An 11,570-nucleotide genomic window follows, 5' to 3' on the forward strand; every position below is an offset into this window, starting at 1 on the left:
GGTTTCCGTTAGCGGTGAGCGCGTCGGTAAGGCCCGGGCACGAGCCCGGCATCGAAACGCAGCGCCTCCTGGGCCTGGATGGGCAGGCGCGGGTTGCGCAGCAGCTCGCGCCCGATGAGCACGACGTCAGCCTGGCCAGTGACGAGCACGTGCTCGGCCTGCAACGGGTCGTTGATCAGGCCGACGGCCCCGGTCGGGATGCCCGCCTCGGCGCGCACGCGGCTCGCGAACGGCGTCTGGTAGCCGGGGCCGACGGGGATCTCGGCGAGCACGTTGCCGCCGGTCGACACGTCAATGAAATCGACTCCGTGCTCCTTAAGCCAGCTTGAGAGCTGCACCGTCTCGTCGATGGTGACGCCGCCCTCGGTCCAGTCCGTGGCCGAGAGGCGCACGAACAGTGGCACGGTGTCGGCGATCTCGGCGCGCACGGCGTCGACGATTTCGAGCAGTAGGCGCGCTCGGTTCTCGAGCGAACCGCCGTACTCGTCGGTGCGCTGGTTGCTCAGCGGTGAAATGAACGAGTGGAGCAGGTAGCCGTGGGCGGCGTGGAGTTCGAGGAAGTCGAAGCCAGCGTCGAGCGCACGGTTGGCTGCGGCGACGAACGCGGCCTTCACCTCGGTCAGGCCGGCTTCGTCGAGCGCCTCCGGGGTGTCGAGCCCGTCGAAAGCGATCGTCGAGGGGGCGACGGTCACCCAAGCACCGTCCTCCGCCGAGAGCGAGCCGCTCTTGCCCTCGGCGTCGTACTCGCCGTAGGTGCTCGCCTTGCGCCCGGCGTGGGCGAGCTGGATGCCGATCTTGGCCCCCTGCGAGTGCACGAAGTCCACGATTGGGGTGAAGGCGTCGCGCTGTTCGTCGTTCCACAGGCCGAGGTCGCGAGGCGAGATGCGCCCCTCGGGCACGACACCCGTCGCCTCGACGATGATTGCGCCGGCGCCGCCGATCGCGAACTGCCCGAGGTGCACGAGATGCCACGGGGTCGGCACGCCGTCGTGCTGTTCAACGACGTACTGACACATCGGCGGCGCCCAGATGCGGTTGCGGAAGGTCACGCCGCGCAGCGTGAGCGGCTCGAACAACTTGTGGGTCATCGTGCTCCTGAATGTCGAGGATTGCTTCGGCGCGCCCGGGCGCCTTGACGTGAAATGCCACGCCCCGAAGCCAACGGCTGTCGCTTGGTTTTATTCCGCCGGCGGTCAGTCGACGCGCAACGCCCCGCCCTATCCTGAACTCCATCGCCACCAAAGGAGCTGCACGTGAGCTTTCGCGCCATCGTCATTGAACAGACCACCGACCGAGGTCGCATCACCGAACACGCCGCCAAGCTGCGCGAGCTCGACGATGACTTCCTCACTGCTTCGGGCGGTGAGCGGCCGATCGATATCGAGGTCGAGTACTCCGACATCAATTACAAGGACGGCATGGCGATAGCCGGCCGCCCCGGCATCGTCAAGGCGTCCCCACTCATCCCCGGCATCGACCTCGTCGGCCGGGTCGTCTCGTCGGCGGATCTCGCGTTCCAGCCGGGCGACGAGGTGATCCTCACCGGCGACGGCATCGGCGAAACGAAGCATGGCGGGCTCAGCGAACGGGCCCGCGTGAACGGCGACGCGCTTGTGCGCCGCCCCCAGTCCCTCAGCGCGAAGCGCGCGGCCGCGATCGGAACTGCTGGCTTCACCGCGATGCTCTCGGTCCTCGCACTCGAACGCGCGGGCGTCACACGCGATTCGGGGCCGGTCGCGGTCACCGGCGCCTCGGGCGGCGTCGGTTCGGTCGCCGTCGCGATTCTCGCGAAGCTCGGCTACGAAGTGGCGGCGATCACCGGCCGCGCCCAGGTGCAGGGCGACTTCCTTGCATCCCTCGGCGCCGCGGAGGTGCTCGACCGGGCCGAGTTCATCGAGGCCGGCGCGCCACTGCAGCAGCGCCGCTGGGCCGGCGCAGTCGACTGCGTCGGCTCGACCGTGCTCGCAAACCTGCTCTCGCAGACTTTCGACAACGGCACCGTCACCGCCTGTGGCCTTGCCGCGGGCACCGATCTTCCGACGACCGTGTTGCCGTTCATCCTGCGCGGCGTTTCGCTGGCGGGCATCAACTCGGTCACCGCGTCGCGCACCCTCCGGCAACAGGCGTGGGACCGCCTCGCGAGCGACCTGCCGTTCGAGCTGCTCGACTCGCTCACCGAGGAGACGACGCTCGAGGGTGCCTTCGACATCGCCGACGAAATCCTCGCCGGGCGGGTGCGAGGCCGTACCGTCGTGAAACTCGCCTAACCAAGGGACTACGCCTACATCGCTGGCTCGTCGACGGCCGCCTCGGGACGCCGAGCGAGCAGCCCGAGCACGGCCATCATGAGCGGCGTCGACTGCAGGCTGCGCCGCGACACCGTGTAGACCGTGCGCGACTCGGCCGGCCCGAGGTCGACGAACCGCGTGCGGCTGAGTAGGCGCGACGGGATGAGCGCGGGGAGGAACCCCACCGCGACGCCCTCGCGAGCGAGGTTTTGGTGAACGAGCATGTCGGAGCTCTCGAAACGGATGCGCGGCTCGAAGCCCGCGCGGCGGCACAGCGACATCGCCCAGTCGCGCGTCGGTGTGCCGGGCAGTTCCATGACCCAGTCAAGATCGGCGACGTCGCGCGGCCCCGCAACGTCACGCTCAAGCCCCTCGGGCACGACGAGCAGCATGCGGTCATCGAACAGCACCGTCTCGACGATGTCGTCACGCCGCGGGAACGACTGTCCCGAGTAGCGCTCGACGATCGCGAGGTCGAACTCGCGTGACACGACTCGATCGCGCGACACGTCGGCATCGGCCTGCACGACGCTGACGTCGGCCAGGGGATGCTGCTCCCGCAGCTCGCGCACGAGCTCGGGCACCATCGTCAGGCACGCGCTCTGAAACGCCGCGAGCGAGAGCGTGCCGCGCACCTCATCCTGCGAGGTCGTCACCGCCGAGTGCGCGCCCTCCCACTCGCGCAGCACGCGGCGCGCGTGGCCGAGCAGCACCTGCCCCTGCGCCGTGAGCCGCACCCGGCGGCCGTCGGGCTCGAGCAGCGCGGCGTCAAAGTCGCGTTCGAGCTGCGCGAGCTGCTGCGACACCGCCGAGGTGCTGTACGAAAGCAGCTTCGCGACGGCCGAAACCGTACCGAGCCGGTCGAGCTCGAGCAGCATCCGCAACCGCTTCATCTCACTCACGCGGCACCCTCAATTGATTGTGAAGTAAAACAAGACATTTTCTTGCAAGTATTGCAGCTTTTGCTTATAGGTGGTCCGTCCTAGCGTAGTGGATGTGAACGATCTCGTGATGCCCACCACCGGCGCAATCCAGGTGCTCCCCGAGCGCCCGAACGCCGACGTCGCCGCCCAGCCGGCCGCGACGTCGCCCGCGCGCACCGCGACCGCCCGCGGCATCCTCACCTCGGTCCTCGCCTCGGTCGCGTTCGCCGCGCTCTTCGGCATCCCGAGCATGCTTGACGGCCTCGACGCCTCGGCCGTCTTCGGCTGGCGCATCGTCGCCGCGCTGCCGTTCCTGGCGGTCATCCTCACCCTGCTGCGTCAGTGGCCCGAACTGCGGCGCATCCTCGGCCGCATCCGTCGCCGCCCAACCCTCGCGCTCGTGCTCGTTGCCGACGGCCTGCTCTTCGGCATGCAGACCTGGCTGTTCGCGTGGGGCCCCATGAGCGGCAACGCGCTCGCCGTGTCGATGGGCTACTTCCTGCTGCCACTCATGCTCGTCGCGCTCGGCGTCGTGCTCTACCGCGAGCGCCTCAGCGGCTTCGGCATCGCAGCCGTCAGCCTCGCCGTCATCGGCGTCATCGTCGCGCTCGCGACCGGCGCGAGCATCTCGTGGGCCACCTTCGCGGTCACGTTCGGCTACCCGGCCTACTTCGTGCTCCGTCGCCGCTTCAACCTCGACTCGCCCGCCGCCCTCGCGCTCGAGATGACGACGCTGCTGCCGATCGTGGCGGTCTTCGTGCTGCAGCCGCACTCGCTTGCCTTCGTGGCCGCGACGCCGATGAACTGGGCCGCGATCGCCCTGCTCGGCGTGCTCACGGCAATCGGCTTTGCGACCTACTCGCTCGCACAGCGGGCGCTGCCGATGAGCCTGTTCGGCATGCTGAGCTACCTCGAGCCGACACTGTTGGTCGTCGTCTCGGTCGTGCTGCTCGGCGAATGGCTCACGTTCGCCGACGCGCTCACCTACGGCGCGATCGCGCTCGCGATCCTGCTGCTCTGTCTCGATGGTCTGCCGAAGTCGGGTCGACGCGAGGTCGGGCGCCGGCGCCGGCCTCGCGCGCGGGTTACTGGGCGCCCGAGGTTCCGGACGCCTCGTCCCACGACTCAACGTGATGACGCCACTGCATCCGCACGGTAACGGTCTCGGCGGCCACGTCGACGACGGTGAGGCCGGCGTGCCGCAGCGCGGCCGCGACCTCGTCGGTGATGCCCGCGTCGGCACCCGTGACGCTGAGTAGCGTGTCGCTCGGCTCGTCAGCGTCGAGGTCCTCCCACGCGTTGACCCACAGCACGACGGTGCCGCGCTGACCCGGACGCGCGGGCACCGACGCGTGGTCGGTGAAGACGCCCGCGTCGATGTCTTCGTCTTCGAGTTCGTCGAGCGCGTCGAAGAAGCGGTCGGTGTCGGTGTGGTCGTCGACCCAGGCACCAGCCTCTTCGGCCGCGGCCTGCCAGATCACGCGCACGAGCTCGAGCGTCAGCGCATCCTCATCGGCCTCGAGCGCCGAGACCAGCTCCTCCGGCAGCTCGTCGTCGTCCTCGTCCAAGAGGTACTCGGTGAGCAGCTCCTGCGCGTCCTCGGGGTCGAGCAGGTCTCCGGTGAGGATGCGGTCGTAGAGATCCGCGAGAAACCAATAGTGTTCGGCGTCCTCGCCGAGCGGTGCAATCGCGGGCGCGGAGTCGCGCAAGTTCTGCTCAAGTGACATGCGTGCGAGGCTACGCAGGCTCGGTGGCGCAGAGTCGACGCGGGGGTTACCGAACGGCATCGAACCGCCGAGCGTTCACCGGAAGGTCAGCTCGGCGTCACCGAAAGGGGCCCGTTCGGTCGAAGAGCCGCCGTACGGTCGCGCAGGTGCCAGCGGCCGACGTCGGTCGGCGAGGCACGGCTCCCTCCCTAGCAGAATAGGAACCATCGTGAAACGACGTCCCTTCGTTGCGGCCTCGGCGGCCGCCCTCGTCGCCATGTTCGGCCTCACCGCGTGCAGCGGCGGCGACTCCGCCGGCACCGCCGCAAACGGCGTTGATGCCGCGGCCGCCACGAGCGCCGAGGACTTCGGCAGCTTCGACGAACTCGTCGCCGCGGCCCAGGCCGAGGGCGAACTCAACGTCATCGCGCTGCCCGAGACCTGGGCGAACTACGGCGCGATCATCCAGGGGTTCGAAGACAAGTACGGCATCACCGTGAACTCGACGTCGCCCGACGTGTCGAGCGCCGAAGAGATCCAGGCCGCCGACAACCTCAAGGGCCAGGACACCGCCCCCGATGTGTTCGACCTCGGCACCGCGGTTGCGCTCGAGAGCACCGATTACTTCGCCCCGTACCAGGTGCAGACCTGGGACGACATCCCGGCCGAGAACAAGGAAGAGACCGGCCTGTGGGTGAACAACTACACCGGTGTCATGTCGATCGGCTACGACTCAGACCAGTTCTCGGCGCCTACCTCGCTCGATGACCTGCTCGGCTCGGAGTACGCCGGCTCGGTCGCGCTCAACGGCAACCCGACCGAGGCTGGCGCGGCGTTCGCGGGCGTCGGCATGGCGACCGTGCAGCAGGGCGGCTCGCTCGACGACTTCCAGACCGGCGTCGACTTTTTCCAGGAGCTCAACGACGCGGGCAACTTCCTCACTGTCGACCCGACCCCCGCGACCATCGCGCAGGGCGAGACCCCGGTCGTGATCGACTGGTCGTTCAACAACATCGGCCAGCAGGCCGAGACCCCGAGCTGGGAGAACGCGGTGCTCCCCGGCACCGCCTACGTCTCGTACTACAACGAGGCGATCAACGTGGATGCTCCGCACCCGGCCGCCGCGCGCCTCTGGATGGAGTGGATCTTCTCGGACGAGGTGCAGAACCTCTACCTCGAGGCCGGCGCCTTCCCCGTGCGCCTCGCCGCCATGGATGAAGCCGGAACCGTCGACGCCGACGCGCTCGAAGCCGCCGGTGGTCTGCCCGAGGAGCAGGTGACCGCGACGACCGAGGAGACCGAGGCCGCCAACGAGCTGCTCTCGACCGAATGGCCGAAGGTCATTAGCTAGCGCTCCCCCTGCCACGAAGCCGCAGCGTGCCCGATATTCGGCACCCTGCGGCTTCGTCGCCTCCCGCGCGTCCCCGCGCGACGCTCTTCCCCATCCGCTTTCGACCGTCAGAGGTGATGCCATGAAGTGGCTCGGACTCACCCCGTTCGCGCTCTACGTGCTCGTGTTTCTCGCCGTGCCCACGGTGCTCGCGATTGCCACCGGTTTCGTCGACGCCGACGGTACTTTCACCCTCGAGAACCTCGCACACCTCGGCGACCCCGTCGTGCTCGGCTCGTTCTGGAGTTCCATCTGGGTGAGCGGCCTCACCGCGATCATCGGCGCGGTGCTCGGCGCCCTGCTCTGCGTCGCCCTGGCTGGCTCGAAGCCGGGCGGCGTGCTGCGCCGCGTTATCGACGCCGCGTCGAGCGTGCTCGCGCAGTTCGGCGGTGTCATGCTCGCCTTCGCATTCATCGCGACCATCGGCATCCAGGGCCTCGTGACCGTGCTGCTGCGCGACGCCCTCGGCATCGACATGTACGCCGACGGTGTCTGGCTCTACCAGCTGCCCGGGCTGATCCTCCCCTACCTCTACTTCCAGGTGCCGCTCATGGTCATCGTCTTCCTGCCCGCCATGGAGGGGCTGCGCCGAGAGTGGGCCGAGGCGGCCGCGACGCTCGGCGGCTCGTCGTTCACCTACTGGCGGCGCATCGCCGGCCCGGTCCTCGCGCCGTCGTTCCTCGGCTCGCTGCTGCTGCTGTTCGCGAACGCGTTCTCGTCGTACGCGACCGCGGCGGCGCTCATCAGCCAGGGTGCGCAGATCGTGCCGCTGCAGATTCGCGGCGCCCTCATCGCCGAGACGGGGGCCTCGCGCGCCAACACCGCCGGCGCCCTCGCGCTCGGCATGATCGTCGTCATGGTCGTCGTCATGGCCGCCTACTCGCTGCTGCAGCGCCGAGCCGCGAGGTGGCAGCGATGAGCCGCGATACGAAGCGTCGACAGCCCGCCGCGACCGTCTCCGGGCGGGCCCCTGCCTGGCTGCGCATCACGATCCTCGTCGTCATCTGCGGCCTGTTTCTTATTCCGCTGCTCGCGATGCTCGAGTTCACACTGCGCGGCGACGCGGGCTATAGCTTCGAACACTGGCAGGCGTTAGTCGACCCCGAGAACGCGCGCTCATACCGCAACCTTTGGAAGGGCGTGACGAATTCGCTGCTGCTCGCGCTCATCACGATCCTCATCGTGTGGGTGCTGTTCCTGCCGACCATCGTGCTCGTGCACCTGCGGTTCCCGCGGCTCGCGCGCGCCTTCGAGTTCCTCACGATCATGCCCATCGCGATCCCCGCGATCGTGCTCGTCGTCGGCCTCGCCCCGCTCTACCGCGTCATCGTGCAGGTGCTTGGCGGCGAGATCTGGACGCTCGCGCTCGCCTACGGCGTGCTCGTGCTGCCGTTCGCCTACCGCGCCATCGTCGCCGAGTTGCAGGGCATGGATGCGCGCACGCTCACCGAGGCCGCGCGCACGCTCGGGGCGAGCTGGTTCACGGTGCTCTGGCGCATCATCGTGCCGGGCATTCGCCGCGGCCTCACGAGCGCGACGCTCATCACGGCCGCGGTCGTGCTCGGCGAGTTCACGGTCTCGTCGCTGCTCAACCGCGTGACGCTGCAGGTCGCCCTGCTCGACGTCTCGCGCAGCGACCCCTGGGCCGCCGTGATCACCTCGCTGTGCTCGCTCATCGTCGTATTTGTTCTACTGTTCGTATTCGCCTCGATTCGTCCTCGGGGCGAGCGCCGGCGCAAGCAGAAGGAGGTCGCCGCAAATGGCTGACATCGCCACCACCGTGCGCGCCGAGCGCGGCACGCCAATCGTCTTTGACGGCGTGACGAAGGCGTACGGCGACACCACCGTGCTGCACGGCATCGACCTCGATGTGCGCCCCGGCGAGTTTGTGGCACTGCTCGGTCCGTCTGGCTGCGGCAAGACGACGATGCTGCGCTGCCTCGCAGGCCTCGAGCAGGTTTCGGGCGGGCGCATCCTCGTCGGCGACGACGACGTCGCGCCCGTTCCGGTGAACCACCGCGACATGTCGGTCGTGTTCCAGGCGTACTCGCTGTTCCCCCACATGACCGTGGCACAGAACGTGAGCTTCGGGCTCGAGATGCGCCGGGTCGGCAAGGCCGAGCGCGCCCGTCGCGTCGACGAGGCGCTCGAGCTCGTCGGCCTCGCGGCGACGAAGGAGCGCTTCGCCCACCAGCTCTCGGGCGGCCAGCAGCAGCGAGTCGCGCTCGCCCGCGCCCTGGTCACCCGGCCGCGCGCCTTGTTGCTGGACGAACCGCTCTCGGCGCTCGACGCGAAGGTGCGCGTGCGCCTGCGCGACGAGATTAAGGCGATCCAGACCGAGCTCGGCATTACGACGATTTTCGTGACGCACGATCAGGAGGAGGCGCTCGCCGTCGCTGACCGAATCGCGGTCATGCGCGCCGGCGTGATCGAGCAGCTCGGCACGCCCGAGGAGCTCTACCGCCGCCCGGCGACCCCGTTCGTCGCGAGCTTCGTCGGCGACTCGAACCGAATTCTCGGCACCTATCTCGGCGGCGAGGTGCGCTTGCCGGGGACTTCGCTCGACGTGCTGCCAGGCTCGGATGCGCAGGAGGGCGACGCCGTGACGGCGTTCGTTCGCCCCGAGCAACTGCGGCTCGACGCGTCCGACGCCGAGCACGGCGTGCCGGTCACCGTCGTGTCGAGCGGATTCTTCGGCGCGCACCGCCGCACCGTCGTGCGCCTCGACGGCGGCGAACTCGTGACGGTGCAGCACGGCCCGGCGCAACAGTTCGTCGACGACGACCGCGCGAAGCTGAACTACCTCGGCGACGCGGTCGCCGTGGAGGCCGCGTGATGGATCGCACAGAGTGGTTGCCGCGGGCGCTCGCCGACATCGGCGAGGATGCCGCGGTCGGCCGGTTTACGCAGTGGGGCCGCTCGACGGTCATCGACGAGAACACGGGCGGACCAGTGCTCGACCGTAAGCTGTTCGACCGCCTGCACGACGCCGCAGGCATCGAGGCGACGTACCCCGTCGGCAACGCCGGACTGCTCCACGTTTACGGCTACTGGTTCTCTGACGAGCCCACGCCGTATGGCTACAAGCGCGACCGCTGGCTCGACGGCCACCTCGCGCTGGCCCTCGGCCTGCCCGCCGAGGCGTTCCACCTCGACGGCCCGGGCACGCTGCTTGAGCGCGTGACCGCGGCCATCCGCCCCTCGCTGCTCGCTCCCCCGGCAGATGCACGAGGCACCGCCGACGTCCGGCTCGGCTCCGCGACGGCCCGCGTCGTGCTCCTCGGCGCGGACGAAGCGTCCAACACCGCCCTCATCTACGGCATCGATGGGGGCGACGGTTTTCGCCTCATCAGCGCTTTTCCTCTCACCGGGGACTCGCGCTCGGTGCTCGCCGACTTCGTGGAACATCCGCGATATCGCTGGAACGCGGACGATTCGTCCAAAACGTCACCCGCTGTTCACCTAGATGTAGACCTTTAGTCCACAACACGGCGCACTCTTGGACGCAACGTCCACAACCGAGGAGCGCCCGTGACCGCAACCATCATCTTCGACTTCGACGGCACCGTTGCCGTCGGCGACGGCCCCGTGTGGGCCTACGCCCGCGTGGCCGCGGAGTCGGCGAGTGCGGCGTACCTCGAGCGGGTCGCGACCGACCTCGCCGACTACAACGCGGGCGGCTCGGCGTATCGCGATGGCTACGACGTCGTCGGTTCGCTCGCCCGCGCCGACGGGGTCGACGAGGCCACCCTGAGCCGCGCCTACCAGCACAGCCGCACCCAGCTCGGCACCGACGAGGCACCCGTCGCCCCGGCCACGGGCCTCGCCGAGCTCGTCGCTCGACTCGATCCGAGCATCCGCCTCGTGCTCGCGACGAACGCACCCGCCGATGGCATTGACCGCGCCCTCGAGACCTGGGGCCTCGCCGAATCGTTCGCCGAGCGCCACTTCACCGTGGGCAAGCCCGCCGGGCTCGAGCCGATCATCCGCGCCGCCCTCGAGGCTGGCCCGGTGCTGTCGATCGGCGACATCTTCGAGTTTGACCTCGCCCCGGCCGCCGCGCTCGGCGCCACCACCGCTCTTGTCGGCGCGACCGCCGCGAGCTCGACCGAACAGCCCACGCTGCGCGGCCGCACGCTCGCCGAACTCGTGCCCGACATTCTCGCCTGGTCCGCAACCGCGGCCAGCTCTCCCGCGTCACCCCACCCCACTACCAGCATCGAAAGGTAACTCCGAGCATGCGCAAGTCCCTTGCCGCCACCAGCCTCCTCGCCGTGGCCGCCCTCACCCTCACCGGCTGTGCCGCCGGCGACTCCGACGCGTCGGCCACCTCCGGCTCGAGCGAATGGCCCGAGTCGATCACCATCTCGCTCGTGCCCTCGACCGAGGGTGAAGACCTCGCCGAGGCGCTCGACCCGCTCACCACCTACCTCTCGGACCAGCTCGGCATCGAGGTGAACGGCGTCGTTGCCACCGACTACGCCGCCACGGTGGAGGCGCTCGGCGCCGACCAGGCCCAGGTCGTCATCACCGACGCCGGCTCGCTCTACAACGCGATCAACCAGTACGACGCGAAGCTCATCCTGCGCGACGTGCGCTTCGGCGCCACCTCGTACTCGTCGGTCGCCTACACGAACAACCCCGACAAGTACTGCGACGACGAGCCTGTCATGGCGACCTACGCCGCCAGCGACGTCGAGATGTCGTACTGCAACGGCATTGAAGAAGCGGGCGCCAACGCGACCGGGCAGGGCCCCCTCGGCCTCGACGCGCTGAAGAAGATTGACGACGGCACGAAGGTCGCCCTCCAGGCCGCCACCTCGCCCGCCGGCTACCAGTACCCGATCGTCGCGATGCAGGACGCGGGCATCGACACCGACAACGGCATCCAGCAGGTGCCCGTTGAGGGCAACAACAACGCGGTGCTCTCGGTCTACAACGACGACGCCGAGGTGAGCTTCGGCTTCTGGGACGCCCGCTCGACCGTGCTCGAGGAGGCCCCGGACGTTTCGGAGAAGGTCGTCGCCTTCGGCTACACCGAGCAGATCCCGAACGGCGGCGTCGCCGTCTCGCAGTCGCTGCCCGACGACCTCGTCGAGCAGCTCACCACCGCGATGGACGAGTACGCCGACTCCTCGGATGAGGCTGCCGACGTCATGTTCAACCTCGTGGGCCTGTCGGACTGGACCGCTGACACGCAGCAGGAGCAGATCGACCGCTACGGCGAGATCCTCGCCAAGTTCCAGAACTAATCACCAACTCC

12 protein-coding genes are annotated in these 11,570 nt (G+C 68.9%); 9 read left to right on the top strand and 3 right to left on the bottom strand.

Going from position 1 to position 11,570, the window contains the following annotated elements; genetic code table 11:
- Nucleotides 1–8: 8 nt before the first annotated feature.
- Nucleotides 9–1,088 (bottom strand): NADH:flavin oxidoreductase/NADH oxidase, encoded by a 1,080-nt coding sequence (locus tag QM019_RS01810; protein ID WP_282851631.1) that lies wholly within the window; start codon nucleotides 1,086–1,088, stop codon nucleotides 9–11.
- Nucleotides 1,089–1,253: 165 nt separating this feature from the next.
- On the opposite strand from QM019_RS01810, the gene QM019_RS01815 reads away from it, so the two are divergent.
- Nucleotides 1,254–2,267, top strand: coding sequence for an MDR family oxidoreductase (locus QM019_RS01815; RefSeq protein WP_282851632.1), 1,014 nt, complete (start codon nucleotides 1,254–1,256; stop codon nucleotides 2,265–2,267).
- Between the two features lie 14 nt (nucleotides 2,268–2,281).
- Here QM019_RS01815 and QM019_RS01820 read toward each other — a convergent pair whose 3' ends face one another.
- Nucleotides 2,282–3,181, bottom strand: coding sequence for a LysR family transcriptional regulator (locus tag QM019_RS01820; RefSeq protein ID WP_282851677.1), 900 nt, complete (start codon nucleotides 3,179–3,181; stop codon nucleotides 2,282–2,284).
- Nucleotides 3,182–3,284: 103 nt separating this feature from the next.
- On the opposite strand from QM019_RS01820, the gene rarD reads away from it, so the two are divergent.
- Complete coding sequence (gene rarD / locus QM019_RS01825) at nucleotides 3,285–4,370, top strand: EamA family transporter RarD (protein ID WP_282851633.1); 1,086 nt, start codon at nucleotides 3,285–3,287, stop codon at nucleotides 4,368–4,370.
- Here the strand turns inward: rarD and QM019_RS01830 are convergent.
- Entirely contained in the window at nucleotides 4,297–4,938 is a 642-nt protein-coding gene (locus QM019_RS01830; RefSeq protein WP_282851635.1) for a hypothetical protein, read from the bottom strand. The genes rarD and QM019_RS01830 overlap by 74 nt on opposite strands.
- Before the next feature lie 208 nt (nucleotides 4,939–5,146).
- Here QM019_RS01830 and QM019_RS01835 point away from each other — a divergent pair, with 208 nt between their 5' ends.
- From QM019_RS01835 to QM019_RS01865, 7 genes are all read left to right on the top strand, one after another.
- On the top strand, nucleotides 5,147–6,268 hold the full coding sequence (locus tag QM019_RS01835) for an ABC transporter substrate-binding protein (protein ID WP_428831947.1): 1,122 nt from the start codon (nucleotides 5,147–5,149) through the stop codon (nucleotides 6,266–6,268).
- 121 nt (nucleotides 6,269–6,389) lie between these two features.
- Entirely contained in the window at nucleotides 6,390–7,226 is an 837-nt protein-coding gene (locus QM019_RS01840) for an ABC transporter permease (RefSeq protein WP_282851636.1), read from the top strand.
- Nucleotides 7,223–8,074, top strand: coding sequence for an ABC transporter permease (locus QM019_RS01845; protein ID WP_282851637.1), 852 nt, complete (start codon nucleotides 7,223–7,225; stop codon nucleotides 8,072–8,074). The genes QM019_RS01840 and QM019_RS01845 overlap by 4 nt, the downstream gene beginning before the upstream one ends.
- Nucleotides 8,067–9,143 carry an ABC transporter ATP-binding protein gene (locus QM019_RS01850; RefSeq protein WP_282851639.1) on the top strand — a complete coding sequence of 359 codons (1,077 nt, stop codon included), beginning with the start codon at nucleotides 8,067–8,069 and terminating at the stop codon, nucleotides 9,141–9,143. The genes QM019_RS01845 and QM019_RS01850 overlap by 8 nt, the downstream gene beginning before the upstream one ends.
- The gene (locus QM019_RS01855; protein ID WP_428831948.1) at nucleotides 9,140–9,787 is read left to right on the top strand and encodes an amino acid deaminase; all 648 of its coding nucleotides are present in this window, start codon (nucleotides 9,140–9,142) and stop codon (nucleotides 9,785–9,787) included. The genes QM019_RS01850 and QM019_RS01855 overlap by 4 nt, the downstream gene beginning before the upstream one ends.
- A gap of 51 nt (nucleotides 9,788–9,838) precedes the next feature.
- A complete protein-coding gene (locus QM019_RS01860; protein WP_282851640.1) occupies nucleotides 9,839–10,537 on the top strand; it encodes an HAD family hydrolase in 699 nt (232 codons plus the stop codon).
- 8 nt (nucleotides 10,538–10,545) lie between these two features.
- On the top strand, nucleotides 10,546–11,559 hold the full coding sequence (locus QM019_RS01865; RefSeq protein ID WP_282851641.1) for a phosphate/phosphite/phosphonate ABC transporter substrate-binding protein: 1,014 nt from the start codon (nucleotides 10,546–10,548) through the stop codon (nucleotides 11,557–11,559).
- Nucleotides 11,560–11,570 lie beyond the last annotated feature (11 nt).

This window comes from Gulosibacter sediminis (assembly GCF_030011715.1).
GTDB lineage: Bacteria > Actinomycetota > Actinomycetes > Actinomycetales > Microbacteriaceae > Gulosibacter > Gulosibacter sediminis.